Below are 17,907 nucleotides of genomic sequence, written 5' to 3'. Positions count from 1 at the left end.
CTCGCTTAGACTTTTTTTCTAAAGCAAGAACAATCCCTGCTTTAGTTCGCCTCCATTATTTTAACAAACCATACTTTTTCATCTCTTTAGTAAGCACTTCTATATTTTTAGGATCCATCTCCGAAATCGGAAGTCTACATTTGCCAACATTCATTCCCATCAAGTTTAATGCCATTTTCGTTGGCGCAGGATTTGATTCTATAAACAATGCTTTTATCAACGATAAAGTTTTTAGTTGCAACTCTCGTGCCACATCAATCTGATTGTGTATGAAATGTTCATGTATCATATGCGTATCTTTGGGAATTATATTTGCCATCACCGATACCACCCCTGTTGCTCCATACGCTAATGCAGGCAAAAACACCGGGTCATCTCCTGTATATATGCCAAAATTATTTTTTTGAAATGCATATGCCAACTCGGCGATTTGAGAAAGGACACACTCTTTTATCGCAACAATATTATCTATCTCTGCTAACTTTATTGTAGTTGCAGGCTCCAAGTTAACCACCGTTCTCCCCGGTACATTATATAAAATTATTGGAGTTTTTACCGCTTTCGCTATTGCCTCGAAATGTTTATATAATCCATATTGCGTGGGTTTGTTATAATATGGCACAACGCTAAGTATCGCATCTGCGCCTACACTCTCTGCATATTTGCTAGCCTCTATTGCAGCCTTTGTATCATTTCCCCCCGCTCCTGCAATTACAGGCACCCTCTCGTTAGTTGCTTTTACAACGCACTTTATTGTTGCTTCTTTTTCAGCTTTTGTCATAGTTGGAGTTTCTCCAGTGGTGCCACACACTATTATCGCATCAGTTTTGTTATGAACCTGAAACTCAATCAGTTCTTCTAACTTTGAAAAGTTCACTCCAGAATCAGTAAACGGCGTAATAATTGCGGTACCAGAACCAGTAAAAATAGTTGTTTTCATATTATATCCCTCCAAAAAATTATTTAAACCAATTATAACCTTAAATATATATATATTCAATCTTTTTATGTAGGAGCATGTGCTAGTCAAAAAATTTCATTACCCCCTACCAAAAAATTTATTGATAGTGTATAATGGTGCCAACTTGTCATAAACAAGACAAAATAACCATTTTAGAAGGGATGAATATATGAAATATGATGTAGTTGCTAGAAACACTGAAATGACCAAGGGGATGGAGGACGCGATCCAAAATTCTATTAGCCGTTTAGAAAAATATTTTAATGATGAAGCAGTAATCCAAGTCACCATAACTGTTGAAAAGCAACGTCAAACAGTAGAAATGGCTATAAATTTTGATGGACAAGTTTTACGTGCAGAACTCGAAGGCGAGAATATGTATAAAATTTTGGATGATGTTGTCGCCATCTTAGAAAGACAAGTTCTCAGATTTAGAAATAAGTTGCGCACAAAACATAGACAAGCTGAGCAACACATTTTTACCCCAGCCTTTATGGATGAAGTAAATAACGATGAAGAGGAATTATTCATTATCAAAAAGAAAAAATTTGCCATGAAACCCATGAATGCAGAAGAAGCTATCATGCAAATGGAGTTAGTTGGTCACAATTTTTATGTTTATTTAGATCAAGATACAGAAGATGTTAACGTTGTATACAAACGTCGAAACAGTTCTTATGGTTTAATCGAGCCTAGATTCTAATACGCAAAGGAGATTTTTATGAACACACCAACTCCACACAATTCGGCAAAACTTGGAGATATCGCCAAAACTGTTCTGATGGCTGGTGATCCGCTACGAGCAAAATTTTTGGCTGAAAATTATCTAGAGAACGCTGTTCTTTATAACGAAGTACGCGGAATGCTTGGATATACCGGCACCTACAAAGGCAAGCCCGTATCTGTTCAGGGGCATGGAATGGGAATGGCCTCGATTGGTATATACACCTACGAGCTGTTTGCGTTTTATGAAGTTGATACAATTATACGCATTGGCTCTGCTGGAGCTATCGATAAAGATCTTCATATTGGAGATATCATCATCGGCATGGGAGCATGTACAAACTCAAACTATGCGCAACAATATAATTTGCCAGGCACTTTTGCTCCTATCGCCGATTTCGATTTGGTTAGGCGTGCCAAAGAATCTGCAGATGCCTTCGGCTACAAATCCAAGGTGGGCAATCTATTGGCTAGCGACATGTTTTATGATGACGCAAATAGCTTAGCCGATTGGCAAAAAATGGGTGTATTAGGTGTTGAAATGGAATCTGCTGCATTATATATGAATGCCGCAAGACTGGGCAAAAGAGCTCTTACGCTGTGTACGGTTTCTGATTGCCCTTTCACCGGAGAAGGAATGTCTTCCGAAGATAGACAAACCAAGTTTACCAACATGATGGATGTAGCGTTATCATTATTATAATTTATCAATTCTTGTTATAAAATCACTTGTATATTGGACATGCGTTCACGCATACAATGTTATCGAATAGACAGTTACCGCAACTGCTATATCTTATAATATAGAAATGGAGATTTTTATGGGACTATTTTCAAAATTGTTTATGTCATTAGGTTTTGGCGAGGCAAAGATCGAAACTATCTTTGATGATGATTCTGTTAGACAAGGTGGCGACCTCACCGGTATAATTTGTTTACGAGGCGGCTCCAGCGATATCAAGTTTGATGGAATTTTTGTTGAGTTATTTGGTGAGTACCTTTCTGGCGAAGAAGATGATGTCGTTCTTGAAACTGCTAAAATTGGCGAGCTGCAGTTAGCGGAAGACTTTGTATTAGAAGAGGATGCCGATGTGGAGCTGCCATTTAGCCTTTCATTGCCACCAAACGCTCCTATTACCACAAAAGACCTTCTTAGCGAAGATGACAAAAGCAATGTATATATGAGAACCAGCCTAAAAGTAGACTTCGCAGACGATCCTGAAGATTTTGACAGAATTAATGTATACCCTTCTCGAGAAGTGGAAACTGTTATTCTTGCACTTACTCAGGGCCTCGAATTTGCGCTTATCGAAACGCAAACTATTTTATATCACGACGAAATTATTCAGGAATTTGAATTTGTGCCTAGAGAAGACTCTGACTATAAAAAGTATCTCGACGAAATCGAATGCTACTTCTTCCATGTTGATGATGGCATCAAAGTTTGTATGGAAATCGATAAACGAGTTCGCAACTTCAGTACTGCGTTCTTAGATGCGTTTGATATGGATGAAACCTATAAAACTTTATTTATTCCTATAGAGGATCTTCAAGAAGGCCCGACACGTGTGGCTATCTTAATGGATAGATTTATATACGAATACGCACAATAGGAGAATTGAATGGGTGTTTTTGCTAATGCTTTCACTGCGATGAGCATGGGTTGCGCATATGTGGATACGAAAGTGGAAACCAAAATTATTAGACAGGGTGAAATGATAAAAGGGGTTGTATCTCTTGTTGGAGGCAAAAGGGCTGTGGAATTTCGAGGCATCGACGTGGCTTATTATACGATCTATACTAAGGCTCACAGAGCCACCAAGTTGGTCGAAACCCGATGCGCTACTGCATTTACACTCCCAGCCGGTGCCGCAGAAGATGTACACTTCTCTCTTAGAATTTCGCCCGATACACCCACTACCAGGTTTGCTTATCTAAAGACGATATTTGATTTGCCAGTTCCCAAAGAAATAAAAACCAATCTGAAAGTATTTCCTTCTAAGGATTTGGAAAAAATAATTAACATCTTGACTACAAAGTTTGCTTACAATAATCCTACTACTGAAACTTATTTAACGCAGGGTCAACTAGTTCAACGATTTACTTTTAAGTCCAAAAACTTATTTGGCAAATTTATTGATGAACTCCAATGCTACTTTCTTCACGTCACTGGAGGTATAGAAATGGTTATGAGAATCGATAAACATGCCCGAAGCTTTCAAACCGTGCTAAACGAAATTTCTTCCAAGAACCAAACTCATATCAATGTCTTTATTCCCCCGTACGATGAAACACAAACATTAGAGCGATACCTGGTAAAAGGGAGATAATATATGGACTATAGACTGATTAATGCCAAGACATTTGATGACTGGAATCAAAACGGTTGGGAGTGGGGAATACCTATCGCAGCCGAAATTTTTGCTGCTGCAAAGACGGGCAATTGGAATGTTTTGCTAACCCCAACCAAGCCTGTGCCGAAAAGCTGGTTTCCTTCTCTTGCTAATGCAAAAGTACTGGGGCTGGCCTCTGGTGGTGGACAGCAGATGCCTATCTTTGCGGCATTGGGAGCGGTCTGTACAGTACTAGACTATTCCGAATCTCAGTTAGAAAGCGAGCGACTTGTTTCTCGACGTGAAAATTATGAGATCGAAATAGTGCGTGCCGATATGACCAAACCATTACCTTTTGCCAACGAAACTTTCGATATGATTTTTCATCCGGTATCCAATTGTTATGTGGAAAATGTTGAGCCAATATGGGCCGAATGCTATCGAGTTCTCAAAAAGGGTGGGCGCTTACTTGCTGGTCTTGACAATGGCCTCAACTTTGTATTTGGCGATCAAGAGGGAGTCTTCGAATACGTTCTTCCGTATAATCCACTCAACGATAAAGAGCTTTACGAGCAGTCTATTGCAAACGGATGGGGTATTCAGTTTTCACATACTATAGAAGAGCAAATAGGTGGGCAACTTATGGCAGGTTTCACATTGAAAGAAATCTACCAAGATACTAACGGGTCCGGTTTGCTTCACAATTTTAATCTACCCACGTTCTATGCAACATTGGCTGTCAAATAAAAAATGCGCTGGCAATAATACGCCGGCGCATTTCTTTTTCTTATTTATATTATAATTCTTAGTCGTGCCCTCTGGAACAGCTATTGTGCTAATCTCTGCAGCTGAATTAGTATCAATATCAAAATCAGGTTTATAAACATATATGTTATCACCGCCCTATCGCTCCAACACCTCTTCACTCTCTTCTTTAATCCTATTGGCAATGTAAAAGTACGATTGTATCTATCAAGTTTTATATCGGTATACTCAATTTTTGAATTTAACTTATGCTACTAGCAAGTTGTGGAAAAAAAAACTAGGATACCGTTTTTCGATACCCTAGCTATATTTTACTTCGCGTTTACTTTATCTAATGCAGCTTGCCAGATTCCTTTTTGCGCTTCAATCGATTCTGCCACAGTCGCTTTGTTCCAATACACATCAGATGATAGAAGCCCCACATTTACGCTATCGGAAATCGCTATCGTTAAGTTTACCATCGAATTTTCTGGCTCTCGCACCATTGCGATAGTTTCGTCGATCGCTCTTTCATCTCTATATAATGGATATAACACTGTTTTCCAATCATCCGGTCCGTCGTATCCTGGAACTGGCCCATACCACAAGTTTAACGCAAATGCTATATCTTCGGCTTCCTCTTTTGAATACGATGCCGGAATTACCCAACCCGGATCTCCATAGATTGCTTTATATCCCGTCGCATTAGGTCCTTTCGGAAAGGTTACTAAGCCCCAGTCGTCGGCCATTTGATCCTGTGTTAGCGTTGTGCTTTCCCATTCACTGCCCAAGTACATAGCAGCTTGGCTGGTTAGAAACGCATCTTTGTGCCCATTCCAGTGCGCTGGAACAAGGTCGAACTCGGTTTTCCAGTAATCTGCTGCCCACTCAAGAGCGGCAACAACCTCCGCATCGTCTAACCCATGCTTATAGTCACCGTTTTCATCAACGTAAACCAGCTTTCCTCCGTTTGACATTATCACAGCTTCAGCAAACGCAGATGGATTCATTACCATTGCATATGTGTCGTTTATGCCATCGTTATCTGTATCTCTCGTTAATTTTTCTGAGAGCTCCATAAAAGTTTCCCAGGTCCAATCTCCCCGATGCTTGCAAGTCGTATGGCAAGTTTGGATCTAATCCTGCTTCCTCAAATAATCGCTTATTGAAGTATAGCATTTGCTTAGGACGACCCTTTTCTCCAACGCCGTATTGCGCGTCGCCTATCGTCATAACTTCTGCAAGAGATGGGTTCCATACAACAGGGTCATCTGCATCTATGCTATCTAACGTTGACAAGTCATATGCCAAGCCACTTTGCGCCGCTGCCAATGTATAGTTTGCATGAAATCTGAATATCTCTGCCGCAGGGTCGCCTGCCAACACCGATGTGGAAAACAACTCGAGCATGCCGTTCCAAGGTGCCAATGCAAGCTCCTCAAACTTAAAGTTATGTTTCTCCATCATCTCATGGCGATGCTCCCACAACGCTTCTTCGTATGCGGAGTTTTTAACTTCCGGTTCCACAACATCAACCCAAGTTGCGATGGTTACAACTAAACCACCCAAATCTCGAACTGGTTCTTCGGGCTCAGCTACTTCTGCTACGGGTGCGACAGGCGCTGCTGTTTCAGTAGTTGCTGCTGTTTCCTCTTCTCCACCACAAGCTGTTAGCGCACCTATCGTTAATACTGCCAATCCTAGGCATAAAAATTTTCTTAAATTCATCTATATCCCCCTTACAAGAACAACTTATTACTTCGCGTTTACTTTATCTAATGCAGCTTGCCAGATTCCTTTTTGAGCTTCGATCGATTCTGCCACAGTCGCTCTGTTCCAATACACATCAGATGATAAAAGTCCCACGTTTACGCTATCGGCTATCGCTATCGTTAAGTCTACCATTGAGTTTTCTCTCTTTCTCGCCATTGCGACAGTTTCATCGATCGCTCTTTCGTCTCTGTATAGCGGATATAGCGTTGTCTTCCAATCATCTGGCCCGTCATATCCTGGAACTGGCCCGTACCACAGGTCAAGCGCAAATGCTATATCTTCGGCTTCTTCTTTAGAGTATGACGCAGGAATTACCCAGCCAGAGTCACTATACATTACTTTATAGTCCGCTGCGTTCGGCCCTTTTGGCATAGTTACTAAGCCCCAATCATCTGGCATTTGATCCTGTGTTAGCGTTGTGCTTTCCCATTCATTGCCCAAGTACATAGCAGCTTGGCTGGTTAGAAACGCATCTTTGTGCCCATTCCAATGCGCTGGAACTAGGTCATAGTCAGTTTTCCAATATTCTGCTGCCCACTCGAGCGCTGCAACAACCTTCGGATCATCTAATCCATGCTTATACACGCCATCATCATCCACATAAACCAATTTTCCATCATTTGACATTATTACAGATTCTGCAAACGAGGAGGGGTTCATCACTATTGCATATATGTCGTTTACCCCATCGTTATCTGTATCTCTCGTTAATATTTCTGAGATCTCCATAAAAGTTTCCCAGGTCCAATCTCCCGATGCTTGCAAGTCGTATAGCAAGTTTGGATCTAACCCCGCATCTTCAAATAACCTCTTATTGAAGTATATCATTTGCTTAGGTCGACTTTGCTCACCAACGCCGTATTGCTCGTCGCCTATTGTCATAACTTCTGCAAGCGAAATATTCCAGGAAGCTGAATCATTTACGTCTATGCTATCTAACGTTGACAAATCGTATGCTAAACCGCTTTGAGCAACTGCCAATGTGTTGCTTGCATGAAATCTGAATATCTCTGCCGCAGGGTCGTCTGCCAATACCGATGTAGAAAACAACTCGAGCATGCCGTTCCAAGGTGCTAGTGCAAGCTCCTCAAACTTAAAGTTATGTTTCTCCATCATCGCATGACGATGCTCCCACAACGCTTCTTCGTATGCAGAACCTTTAACCTCTGGCTCGATTATATCTACCCAATTGGCAAGAGTTACCACTAAGCCACCCAGATCTCTAACTGGTTCTTCGGGCTCGGCTACTTCTGCGACAGGCGCTGATGTTTCAGTAGTTGCTGCTGTTTCCTCTTCTCCACCACAAGCTGTTAGCGCGCCTATCGTTAATACTGCCAATCCTAGACATAAAAATTTTCTTAAATTCATTTACATCCCCCTTACAAGAACAACTTATTACTTCGCGTTTAATTTATCTAATGCAGCTTGCCAGATTCCTTTTTGAGCTTCGATTGATTCTGCCACAGTAGCTTTGTTCCAATATACATCAGTTGATAGAAGTCCCACGTTTACGCTATCGGCTATTGCAATTGTTAAGTCTATTGCTGAATTTTCAGGCTCTCGCACCATTGCGACAGTTTCGTCAATTGCTCTCTCATCTCTATATAGAGGGTACAGTACTGTTTTCCAATCTTCCTCACCGTCATATCCTGGCACTGGCCCGTACCATAAGCTTAATGCAAACGCTATATCTTCGGCTTCTTCCTTAGAATATGAAGCAGGAATTACCCAGCCTGGATCGCTATATACTGCTCTATATTCTGTTGCACTAGGCCCTTTTGGAAACGCTACTAAGCCCCAGTCGTCTGCCATTTTATCTTGAGTTAGAGTTGTGCTTTCCCACTCTCCCCCCAAATACATTGCAGCTTGACCGCTATAGAATGCTTCTGCGTGCCCATTCCAATGCGCCGGCGCTAGGTCAAAATCGGTTTTCCAATAGTCTGCTGCCCACTCGAGCGCTGCAACAACCCTAGGATCGTCTAACCCATGCTGATAATCCCCGTTTTCATCCACATATACCAGGTCTCCGCCGTTTGACATTACTACTGATTCTGCAAAAATACCAGCATTCATTATCATAGCATATGTGTCGTTTACTCCATCGTTATCTGTATCTCTCGTCAATTTTTCTGAGAGCTCCATAAAAGTTTCCCATGTCCAATCGCCTGATGCTTGCAAGTCGTATGGCAAGTTTGGATCTAATCCTGCTTCCTCAAATAATCGCTTGTTAAAGAATATCATTTGTTTTGGACGACCCTTTTCTCCAACGCCGTATTGCGCGTCATCTATCGTCATAACTTCTGCAAGCGAAACATTCCACACATCTGGGTCATCCACATCTATGCTATCTAATGTTGACAAGTCGTATGCCAAGCCACTTTGCGCCGCTGCCAATGTATAGTTTGCATGAAATCTAAATATCTCTGCCGCAGGGTCGCCTGCCAACACCGATGTGGAAAATAACTCGAGCATGCCGTTCCAAGTCGCTAGCCCAACCTCTTCAAATGTAAAATTATGCTTCTCCATCATTTCATTACGATGCTCCCACAATGCTTCTTCATATGCGGAGCCTTTAACTTCTGGTTCCACTTTACCGTTCCAGTTGGCAAGAGTTACCACTAAGCCACCCAGATCTCGAACTGGTTCTTCTGGCTCGGCTACTTCTGCGACGGGTGCGACAGGCGCTGCTACTTCTGTAGTTGTTGCTGTTTCCTCTTCTCCACCACACGCAAGCTGTTAACGCACCTATCGTTAATACTGCAAATCCTAAACATAAAAATTTTCTTAAATTCATATATACATCCCCCTTATTTATTAACATTAAAATTTTCTGCTCACTATTTTTTTGCATTGAGCTTATCTACTTCTATTTGCCATATATTTTTATACGCTTCTATTGATTCTGCGACGGTAGCTTTTCCGTAATACACATCTGTTGCGACTAATCCAGCATTGAAATCGCTTGGCAACGCGACGGTATAGTCTGGTCGCATATTTTCTGGAACTCTAGCAATTACGTTGGTTTCTTCGATTCCTCTTTCATCTCTATACAAAGGATACAGTTCTGTTTTCCATTGGTCCTCACCATCATAACCCGGAACTCCGCCATACCATAAGTCAAGCGCAAATGCTATATCCTCCGCTTCTTCTTTTGAATATGAATTCGGTATTACATATGCAGGATCTTTGTACATTGCGCGATACCCATCCGCATTGGGCCCCTTCGGAAAAGATACCAAGCCCCAGTCATCTGGCATATTTTCTTGCGTCAAATTTGTACTGCTCCATTCTATTGCAATATACATCGCGGCCTGAGCAGTTCTAAAGAGCTCTTCATGCCCATTCCAATGGCTTGGTGCCAAGTCGTAGTCTGTCGCCCAATAGTCTGCTGCCCACTCAAGCGCGGCAATGGTTTCTGGTAGCTCAAGCCCATTGTAATATTTTCCATTTTCGTCTATACCTAAATATGTTCCATCATTTGACATTACAACTGTTTCAGCAAATCCAGATGAGTTCATTACCATCGCATAAACGTCGTTTACTCCATCGTTATCAATATCTCGTGTTAGCTTTTCGGAAATCTCCATAAAGGTATCCCAAGTCCATTCTCCAGATTCTTGCAAATCATATGGTAAATCTGGATCCAACCCCGCTTCTTCGAACAATCGTTTATTATAGAACAACATATTTTTTGGACGCCCAGGAATTGCAACGCCATATTGCGCATCTCCTACCGACATCAATTCTGCCAATGGTGGATTCCATTTCGGGTCCATTGGATCAATTGAGTCTAAAGTTGAGAGGTCATAACATAAGCCGCTATTAACTGCCGCTATAGTGCGAGTTGCATGAAATCTAAATATCTCCGCAGCCGGCTCGCCTGCCAATGTTGATGTCGAAAACAATTCTAGAGTATCCTGCCACTTAGACATAGCGAGCTCCTCCATCTTAAAGTTATGTTTTTCCATCATCTCATTGCGATACTCCCAGAGCGCTTCTTCGTACGCAGATTTTTTTTCATCTGGTTCATTTAAATCTGCCCATGACGCAATGGTGATTACTCTTCCTCCGAGATCACGAACCGGCTGTGTTTCAGGCGCTGCTACTTCTGCGGTTGGCGCAACGGACACTGCTGTTTCTGTAGTTGCTGGTGTTTCCTCTTCTCCAGCACAAGCTGTTAATGCGCCAATCATTAATACTGCCGCTCCCAAACATAAAAATTTTTTCAGTTTCATTAGACCATCCTCTCTAAATTTATATGTAGTTCGAGCCACATATAGCAGCTCAAACTCTAATTATTTTTAATCTCCAAACAACCCGCCTAATATTCCTCGACTTCTTTGTTGTTCTTCAGCTCGAGAACCTAGCTTTCCGCCATCCATCCCGATATTGATTCCAGACATTCTCTCCTTTGGTTGCAGTATTACAATATTTTTTGAGCTTTTAAAATGCATAGAATATGACTCACCTGATGTTTGCCCAGGGATAATCATCTTCCAGCTCAAATCCACATGAAGCGACGGCTGAGGTCCTCTAAACGCCACTAGTGCATCGGGGTCCACAACGCATTCGCCAGTTAGCACGATGGGATTTCCGTCTATCAATATCGCCGCTTGCCCCGGTCCTGTCAGCGTACTTGTCGCAAGCCCCTTTTGGCTAATTGTTCCCAGCGGCATAAACATCACTCCATACTTGCAGTCATCAGTAAACGCCAATATGTTTTCGCTTTCTACTGCAATGGTTTCGCCTTTCTCCAAATCTAGTATCACCACATGATTCGCATCAAAGGCAAAGTATCCTACCGACTTCTCTTTTGGTACTGCTTTGGTTAGTGCCATGTTTTCGCCAGTAAACCTTCGTCCTAATTGACTAAGAGCCGCACCTATAACATTGCGCCCCGGTCCTATTAGTTCTTTACTAAACTCTATTTTTCCCTGATACCCTAGCATGCTTCCTGTTTTTATGTGTAATATATCTCGATTATTAAATATGGCACGTAGAGTTAATTCATTTACAATTTCTAAATTTGGCATAAGTAACCTCCTATTTAGTTTATCCTTTATTTATTATATACCAGCTAATTTAGTAGATCCGCCACATCGTCGGCAACGTCTGTCACTATATCTGCTGCATCTTCAGCAACGTCTGTCACCATATTTACTGCATCCTCAGCAATATCCATCGCACCTTCTACCGCATCTTTCGCTATGCTTAGAGCATCTGTTACCGCATCTCGAGCAATGTCCGTCGCCTCGTCTACTATAGCCTTTCTTTCTTCCTCGGTATAATCTCCATAACATCCGGTCATTGCCGATGTCGCCAACATTGCTAATATCACGTACTTTAATTTATTCTTCATATATATATACCTCACATTTATTTTTAATGTTTATTTCACAACAACTACTTTTGTACTCACAATTTAATTATTTATTTAGCTTATCTATTTCTGCTTGCCATAGTGGCGCTTGCGCTTCTACAGACTCTACCGGGCTCATTCCGCCCCAAGCCACTTGCTCAAGCGCTGTACTAGTTCTGATGTTTCCAGCTATAGAAGTCGAATGGTCCACCTTGCCTATTCCTGGTGTCCGCAACAATACCATTGTCTCGTCAATTGCTCTTTCGTCACGATATAACGGATACAAAGCTGTCATCCAAGAATCTTCGTGGTCGTATCCCGGAGGATTACTTTCCCAGAGGTTATACGCAAACGCGATATCTTCCGCTTCTTCTTTTGTAAAGCTTGCAGGAATCACATACGCGTCATCTGTAAATATTGCCATATGATTTTCGGCTTGTGGCCCTTTCGGAAACGCAACCATTCCCCAATCATCAGTCATCTTGTCGTTTGTAAGTACTGTACATTCCCATTCAGATCCTAGATACATTCCCACTTTGCCGTTATAAAATAATTCTCTGTGCCCATTCCAATGCTCTGGTGCTAGATCATAATCCGTTTTCCAATATTCAGAGCACCACTCAATTGCTTCTAGACTTTCTGGAGAATCCAAATTATAGAAATATTTTCCATTTTCATCTATTTCCATATAGCTACCTTCATTAGAGAAAATCGCCGCATTTCCAAATACTCCATAATTCGCATTGATGGCATAAACATCATTGACCCCATCGTTATCTGTATCTTTTGTTAGCTTTTCTGATACCTCCACAAATTTATCCCAAGTCCATTCTCCCGCCGCTTGCAAATCGTATAGATAGTCGGGGTCCATTCCTGCATCTTCAAATAGTCGCTTATTAAAAAATATAACACGAGAAGGGCGTCCAAACTTCGATACTCCATATACGCTATCGCCAACTGTCATCGTTTCTATTGCAGTCTGGCTCCATTTCGGGTCGTCTAGATCTATCGAATCCAGCGTTGCCAAGTCGTAGAGAAGCCCGCTGTCTCTTGCGGCCAATGCGAAGTTTGCGTGAATTCTAAAGATGTGCCCCGCAGGATCGCCCGCCATACTCGATGTGGATAATAATTCTAGTAATGTATCATATAACCCCAATGCTTTTTGTGAATACGAAAAATTATGCTTATCCATCATCTCATGACGAAATTCCCAGGTTGCTTCTTCTTGCGAGCTAGCTTTTTCTTCTGGTTCCACAACATCTGCCCATTGTGCCACAATAAATTCTACGCCACCCAAATCTCTAACCGGTTCTTCTTCTACTGGCGTAGTTTCTGCTACTGGAGTGGTGGTTGCTACTGGCTCGGCTACCGGCGTGGTAGTTGCTTCATCTTGTGCGCAACCTGCTAATGCCATCATCGCTGCCGCTGTAACTAATAAATATTTAAATTTCTTGTTCATTTTAAATCCCCCCATTTCTTTATTACTGATTTGTCGAATTCAAAATGCTATTATGTTAGTATTTGTCAATTATGTACTCCTCGGTAGCAATACGCCACCGGCGAGGATGAGTCTCACATTTTGAATTACTAATTTTCGATTGCCGAATTAATTTTATCGATCTCCGCTTGCCATTGAAATTCTCTCGATTCTATTGCTTCTTTCACTGTCATCTTATCCCAATACACATCGCTTCCTATTGTGCCTGGTATGATTCCTGCACTATATAATATTGAGGAATGATCTAATTGTGGATTGCTAGAGTTTTTAAGCATTGTTAGTGTTTCTTCGATTGCTCTTTCGTCGCGATATACAGGATATAATACGGTCTTCCAATCATCTTTTCCTTCATAGCCGGGGGTAGGGTTGGTCCACATATTATACGCAAATGCTATTGCTTCTGCTTCCTCTTTTGAAAAGCTGGCCGGAATTACGTATCCATCAAAGCTATATAGCGATGTGTAGGTATCTGCAGAAGGGCCTTTTGGAAAAGCTACAAGCCCCCAATCATCTGGCATTGCTTCCTGGGTGAAAACGCTGGCTTCCCAGGCCCCTGAAAGATACATCCCAATTTTGCCCGAAGTAAATAACGCTCTGTGCCCATCCCAATGCTCTGGAATGATTTCGTTATCAGTATCCCAATATCTCTTTGACCACTCGAGCGCTTCCACAGTTTCTGGAGATGACGTATTGTTAAAATAAGTACCGTTTGCATTTCTGCCTACATATGAACCGCCATTTGAAAATATGGCCGCTTGTGAGAAAAAGTATGTGTTACAGTTTATTGCGTAAATATCATTCACACCATCATTGTCAACATCCTGAGTTATCATATTTGAAATTTCCCAAAATTTATCCCAGGTCCACTCTCCCGAAGCTTGTAAATCATATAGTATATTTGGATCTAATCCTGCTTCTTCAAAAATTCGCTTATTAAAATATATGCACATAAGTGGACTTTCTTGCGGAGAAACTGCATATACCGCGTCCCCAGAAGTCATTTTTTCTGTCAATGGTTTGCCCCACTTGGGATCATGCACATCAATATTTTTTAATGTTGCCAGATCATATAATAACCCACTGTTTTTGGCAGTCTCTAAGAAATTTACATGGATTCTAAACAATTCCGCGGCCGGATCGCCTGCCATTGTCGATGTCGATAGTAGTTCTAGCAGCTCATTCCACCCGGCTAAGCCTTTTTGCTCAAAGGTAAAATTATACTTCTCCATTATGTCATGGCGATACTTCCACATTGCCTCTTGCTGCGCGCTGCTTTTTACTTTTGGCTCTACCACATCTCCCCATCCTGCTAAAACTATTTCCATGCCACCCAAATCAACTTCTTCTGTTTCGACAGCTTCTGTTTCGACAGCTACTTCAGTGCCGCTTGTAGATTCTGCAGATCCACATGCAGTTAGTGCCCCCATTGTGGATGCAGCTAATAATAATGTTATTATTCGTTTCATAATGATCTTCCTCCAACAGTTTCTTTTGTATTATTTGTCGTATTAATTTTGACTTGCTACTTGAGTTTTTTCGTGTGCAGAATTAATTTTGTCTAGCTCTATATTCCATTGCGACATTCTAGATTCGATGGCCTGCTCAATTGATGCCTCTTCTGTATATATTTCGCTACCGATCTCTCCCGCCTGTAATCCGGCACCTGCCAATACGCTCGAATGATCCAATTGCGGATTCTTCGAATTTCTTAGCATGGTTAGAGTTTCGTCTACTGCTCGTGTATCTCTAAATCTGGAGTATAAATTTATTTTCCAGTCGTCTGGTTGGTCATATCCGGGAGCCGGGTTTGTAAATATGTCATACGCATAGGCGATGTTCTCTGCCTCCTCTTTTGTATATGTCGCCGGAATCACATAAGCATCGTAGCTATATAACGCCGGATACTCGGTTGCGCTTGGCCCCATCGGAAACGCTACCATCCCCCAATCATCTGCCATCGCACTAGGCTTTAATGCTACTGCGTTCCATGACCCCGCCAAATACATTGCAACTTTACCATCTAAAAATAAATTTATATGCCCATCCCAATTTTCTGGCATAATTTCGTTATCGGTTTGCCAATAATCTCTGGCCCACTCAAATGCCGCTCTAGTTTTGGGATCGTTAAGATTGTTGTGGTACTGTCCATCTTCATCCATCATTACATATGAACTTCCGTTTGAAAAAACCGCGGCTTGCGTAAAGAAATATGGATTGCAGTTAATTGCGTGGATGTCAATCAACCCGTCGTTATCTAGGTCGCGCGTTACCAATTCACTAATTTCTTCAAATTTTTCCCATGTCCATTCTCCTGCTGCTTGCAAATCATATAGCAATTCTGGATCTATCCCCGCCTCTTCAAATAATCGCTTATTAAAATATACGCATATTAACGGATTCTCAACTATCGATACTCCATATACCGCATCTCCATCAGACATTCTATCGATTAGCGGTTTGCCCCACTTATCTGCTCTCACATCAATACTATCTAGACTGGCCAAATCGTATAGCAAGCCACTGTTCTTTGCAGCCTCCAAGAAATTTACATGAATACGAAAAATTTGAGCAGCAGGATCTCCGGCCATGGTTGATGTGGACATAAGCTCCAACAATCCATCCCACGTTGCCATTTTCTTTTCTTCATACGAAAAATTATGCTTCTCCATCATTTCATTACGATACTCCCACAACATCTCCTGCTGAGTACTCGTTTTAACTTCGGGTTCTGTAACATTTCCCCAGCCTGCCATAACTATTTCCATGCCACCCAAATCTCGTTCTGCGTTTTCAGCGATCGCTTGATGCATCTTATCATATTTTTTATCTTCAGCTGCAGCTTCGGCGGCAACAGTTTCCACCAATTCTTTGAGAGCATCTATTTTGGTATGCTCCGATACTGCCGACTCTGAATCTCCGCATGCAGTTAATGCCCCCGCCATCAATGCTGATACCAATAATATTTTGTTAAATTTCATCGTAAGTCCTCCTGTTATTTTATAGTTAAGTATATAAATATAACCTAGGGAAATAAGCACTTTCCCATCCCTAGGCTACACTTCTTTTGTAATAACGAAAATTTATTTATTTACAGCTTCCATAGCAGCGTTCATTTTATCTAACTCGGCTTGCCATATTCCTTTTTGAGCTTCGATAGACTCTATCATACTTGCCTTATTCCAATACACATCTTCGATCAATGTACCCGTTTTGATATTGCCTGCAATTAAACTAGAGTAGTCCGAAACACCCACTCCCGGTTCGCGTAACATCGCAACTGTTTCTTCTATTGCTCTCTCATCTCGATACAACGGGTAAAGACTAGTTTTCCAGGCATCTGGTTCGTCATACCCAGGAGGTGGCGTGGTCCATAAATTATACGCAAAAGCAATGTCCTCGGCTTCTTCTTTTGTAAAACTCGAAGGAATTACATATGCATCGTCACTAAATATCGCCATATATCCATCCGCACTTGGGCCCTTAGGAAAAGCTACCATTCCCCAGTCATCTGTCATAAGATCTGGCGTCAGTGTTGTACATTCCCACTCAGATCCTAAATACATTGCCGCTTGGCCTGCGTAAAACATTTCTTTATGACCGTTCCAATGCGAAGGACGAACATCGTATTCTGTTGCCCAGAAATCAACTACCCAATCCAACGCTTCTAACGTTTCTGGTGCTTCTAAATTAAGTACATATTTGCCGTCTTCATCTTTTCCCACATAATTGCTACCATTAGAAAATACTGCAGCATTTGCAAATATTGATTGATTCATAATCATTGCGTGAGTATCGTAGACACCATCGTTATCGCTATCCTTGGTCAGCTTATCGCAAACTTCCAAAAACTTATCCCAGGTCCATTCGCCTGATGCTTGCAAATCATATAGCAAATCTGGTTCTAATCCGCTTTCCTCAAACAATCGTTTATTGAAAAATATAACGCGAGCAGGGCGACCAAATGGCACCACTCCATATACACTGTCTCCAACTGTCATCGTATCGATAAGCGGCTGGCTCCACTTTGGATCACTTAAATCTAAAGAATCTAGCGTTGCCAAGTCATATAATAATCCACTATCTCTGGCAGCTGCAATGAAGTTTACATGGATTCTAAAAATTTCTGCAGCAGGCTCACCTGCCATAGTTGATGTTGAGAGCAACTCTAGCAGTTCATCCCATGCTCCTATTGATTTTTGCGCAAAGGTGTAATTATACTTTTCCATATTGTCGTGGCGAAACTCCCAAGTGGCTTCTTCTTGCGCCGATTTCTTTTCTTCTGGCTCAATCAAATCGCCCCAGGCGCCTAATACAATATCCATTCCCCCTAAATCTCTCACTGGCTCTGCAGGTTCTGTTGAAGTTTCTACAGCTGGTGTCGACGTCGTTACTTCTGTTGTCACTTCTGTTGTCACTTCTGGAGTTGTGGTTTCTTCGCCTCCGCAGGCCGTTAATGTAACCAAAGATAATGTTGCTATCACTAATACTTGATTAAACTTTTTGAATGCCATATCCC

General features: G+C 41.7%; 17 protein-coding genes. 5 read left to right on the top strand and 12 right to left on the bottom strand.

The genetic code is table 11. From position 1 onward, the window contains the following. Window positions 1–55 precede the first annotated feature (55 nt). Window positions 56–940, bottom strand: coding sequence for a 4-hydroxy-tetrahydrodipicolinate synthase (gene dapA / locus PCY70_RS08620; RefSeq protein ID WP_305767024.1), 885 nt, complete (start codon window positions 938–940; stop codon window positions 56–58). A gap of 190 nt (window positions 941–1,130) precedes the next feature. Between dapA and hpf the strand changes: the two genes are divergently transcribed. From hpf to PCY70_RS08595, 5 genes are all read left to right on the top strand, one after another. After that, a complete protein-coding gene (gene hpf / locus PCY70_RS08615) occupies window positions 1,131–1,664 on the top strand; it encodes a ribosome hibernation-promoting factor, HPF/YfiA family (RefSeq protein ID WP_305767023.1) in 534 nt (177 codons plus the stop codon). Window positions 1,665–1,682: 18 nt separating this feature from the next. Beyond that, complete coding sequence (gene deoD / locus PCY70_RS08610; protein ID WP_305767022.1) at window positions 1,683–2,387, top strand: purine-nucleoside phosphorylase; 705 nt, start codon at window positions 1,683–1,685, stop codon at window positions 2,385–2,387. Window positions 2,388–2,505: 118 nt separating this feature from the next. Next, window positions 2,506–3,297, top strand: a complete 792-nt coding sequence (locus PCY70_RS08605) for a sporulation protein (RefSeq protein ID WP_305767021.1) — start codon at window positions 2,506–2,508, stop codon at window positions 3,295–3,297. Window positions 3,298–3,306: 9 nt separating this feature from the next. Continuing rightward, a complete protein-coding gene (locus tag PCY70_RS08600) occupies window positions 3,307–4,014 on the top strand; it encodes a sporulation protein (RefSeq protein WP_305767020.1) in 708 nt (235 codons plus the stop codon). Window positions 4,015–4,017: 3 nt separating this feature from the next. After that, window positions 4,018–4,764, top strand: coding sequence for a class I SAM-dependent methyltransferase (locus tag PCY70_RS08595; protein ID WP_305767019.1), 747 nt, complete (start codon window positions 4,018–4,020; stop codon window positions 4,762–4,764). A gap of 329 nt (window positions 4,765–5,093) precedes the next feature. Here the strand turns inward: PCY70_RS08595 and PCY70_RS08590 are convergent, their stop codons facing one another. From PCY70_RS08590 to PCY70_RS08540, 11 genes are all read right to left on the bottom strand, one after another. Then, complete coding sequence (locus tag PCY70_RS08590; protein ID WP_305767018.1) at window positions 5,094–5,840, bottom strand: type 2 periplasmic-binding domain-containing protein; 747 nt, start codon at window positions 5,838–5,840, stop codon at window positions 5,094–5,096. Next, window positions 5,803–6,489, bottom strand: coding sequence for an extracellular solute-binding protein (locus PCY70_RS08585; RefSeq protein ID WP_305767017.1), 687 nt, complete (start codon window positions 6,487–6,489; stop codon window positions 5,803–5,805). The genes PCY70_RS08590 and PCY70_RS08585 overlap by 38 nt, the downstream gene beginning before the upstream one ends. 27 nt (window positions 6,490–6,516) lie before the next feature. Continuing rightward, window positions 6,517–7,902: an ABC transporter substrate-binding protein gene (locus tag PCY70_RS08580; RefSeq protein ID WP_305767016.1), complete on the bottom strand. Its 1,386-nt coding sequence runs from the start codon at window positions 7,900–7,902 to the stop codon at window positions 6,517–6,519. Between the two features lie 27 nt (window positions 7,903–7,929). Further along, window positions 7,930–9,153, bottom strand: coding sequence for an ABC transporter substrate-binding protein (locus tag PCY70_RS08575; RefSeq protein WP_305767015.1), 1,224 nt, complete (start codon window positions 9,151–9,153; stop codon window positions 7,930–7,932). A gap of 218 nt (window positions 9,154–9,371) precedes the next feature. After that, window positions 9,372–10,769, bottom strand: coding sequence for an ABC transporter substrate-binding protein (locus PCY70_RS08570; protein WP_305767014.1), 1,398 nt, complete (start codon window positions 10,767–10,769; stop codon window positions 9,372–9,374). A 66-nt stretch (window positions 10,770–10,835) separates the two neighbouring features. Then, window positions 10,836–11,567: an AIM24 family protein gene (locus tag PCY70_RS08565; protein WP_305767013.1), complete on the bottom strand. Its 732-nt coding sequence runs from the start codon at window positions 11,565–11,567 to the stop codon at window positions 10,836–10,838. Between the two features lie 44 nt (window positions 11,568–11,611). Continuing rightward, window positions 11,612–11,893 carry a hypothetical protein gene (locus PCY70_RS08560; protein ID WP_305767012.1) on the bottom strand — a complete coding sequence of 94 codons (282 nt, stop codon included), beginning with the start codon at window positions 11,891–11,893 and terminating at the stop codon, window positions 11,612–11,614. Between the two features lie 67 nt (window positions 11,894–11,960). After that, window positions 11,961–13,352, bottom strand: a complete 1,392-nt coding sequence (locus tag PCY70_RS08555; RefSeq protein ID WP_305767011.1) for an ABC transporter substrate-binding protein — start codon at window positions 13,350–13,352, stop codon at window positions 11,961–11,963. A 128-nt stretch (window positions 13,353–13,480) separates the two neighbouring features. Further along, a complete protein-coding gene (locus PCY70_RS08550; protein ID WP_305767010.1) occupies window positions 13,481–14,857 on the bottom strand; it encodes an ABC transporter substrate-binding protein in 1,377 nt (458 codons plus the stop codon). A gap of 42 nt (window positions 14,858–14,899) precedes the next feature. After that, on the bottom strand, window positions 14,900–16,369 hold the full coding sequence (locus PCY70_RS08545; protein WP_305767009.1) for an ABC transporter substrate-binding protein: 1,470 nt from the start codon (window positions 16,367–16,369) through the stop codon (window positions 14,900–14,902). A gap of 102 nt (window positions 16,370–16,471) precedes the next feature. Further along, on the bottom strand, window positions 16,472–17,902 hold the full coding sequence (locus PCY70_RS08540; RefSeq protein ID WP_305767008.1) for an ABC transporter substrate-binding protein: 1,431 nt from the start codon (window positions 17,900–17,902) through the stop codon (window positions 16,472–16,474). Between the last annotated feature and the right edge of the window lie 5 nt (window positions 17,903–17,907).

This window comes from Candidatus Epulonipiscium viviparus (genome assembly GCF_030708075.1).
Taxonomy (GTDB): Bacteria; Bacillota; Clostridia; order Lachnospirales; family Cellulosilyticaceae; genus Epulonipiscioides; species Epulonipiscioides viviparus.
The sequence above is the reverse complement of the archived record's forward strand: the minus strand, read 5'-3'. Positions and strand labels throughout refer to the sequence as shown.

Bases quoted from the DNA above. Each gene is read 5' to 3' on its own strand.
- PCY70_RS08545 (WP_305767009.1), bottom strand. From the start codon at position 16,369: ATGAAATTTAACAAAATATTATTGGTATCAGCATTGATGGCGGGGGCA.
- PCY70_RS08580 (WP_305767016.1), bottom strand. From the start codon at position 7,902: ATGAATTTAAGAAAATTTTTATGTCTAGGATTGGCAGTATTAACGATA.
- PCY70_RS08555 (WP_305767011.1), bottom strand. From the start codon at position 13,352: ATGAACAAGAAATTTAAATATTTATTAGTTACAGCGGCAGCGATGATG.
- hpf (WP_305767023.1), top strand. From the start codon at position 1,131: ATGAAATATGATGTAGTTGCTAGAAACACTGAAATGACCAAGGGGATG.
- PCY70_RS08550 (WP_305767010.1), bottom strand. From the start codon at position 14,857: ATGAAACGAATAATAACATTATTATTAGCTGCATCCACAATGGGGGCA.
- PCY70_RS08570 (WP_305767014.1), bottom strand. From the start codon at position 10,769: ATGAAACTGAAAAAATTTTTATGTTTGGGAGCGGCAGTATTAATGATT.
- PCY70_RS08565 (WP_305767013.1), bottom strand. From the start codon at position 11,567: ATGCCAAATTTAGAAATTGTAAATGAATTAACTCTACGTGCCATATTT.
- PCY70_RS08605 (WP_305767021.1), top strand. From the start codon at position 2,506: ATGGGACTATTTTCAAAATTGTTTATGTCATTAGGTTTTGGCGAGGCA.
- PCY70_RS08590 (WP_305767018.1), bottom strand. From the start codon at position 5,840: ATGGAGCTCTCAGAAAAATTAACGAGAGATACAGATAACGATGGCATA.
- PCY70_RS08585 (WP_305767017.1), bottom strand. From the start codon at position 6,489: ATGAATTTAAGAAAATTTTTATGCCTAGGATTGGCAGTATTAACGATA.
- PCY70_RS08540 (WP_305767008.1), bottom strand. From the start codon at position 17,902: ATGGCATTCAAAAAGTTTAATCAAGTATTAGTGATAGCAACATTATCT.
- PCY70_RS08600 (WP_305767020.1), top strand. From the start codon at position 3,307: ATGGGTGTTTTTGCTAATGCTTTCACTGCGATGAGCATGGGTTGCGCA.
- PCY70_RS08560 (WP_305767012.1), bottom strand. From the start codon at position 11,893: ATGAAGAATAAATTAAAGTACGTGATATTAGCAATGTTGGCGACATCG.
- PCY70_RS08595 (WP_305767019.1), top strand. From the start codon at position 4,018: ATGGACTATAGACTGATTAATGCCAAGACATTTGATGACTGGAATCAA.
- deoD (WP_305767022.1), top strand. From the start codon at position 1,683: ATGAACACACCAACTCCACACAATTCGGCAAAACTTGGAGATATCGCC.
- dapA (WP_305767024.1), bottom strand. From the start codon at position 940: ATGAAAACAACTATTTTTACTGGTTCTGGTACCGCAATTATTACGCCG.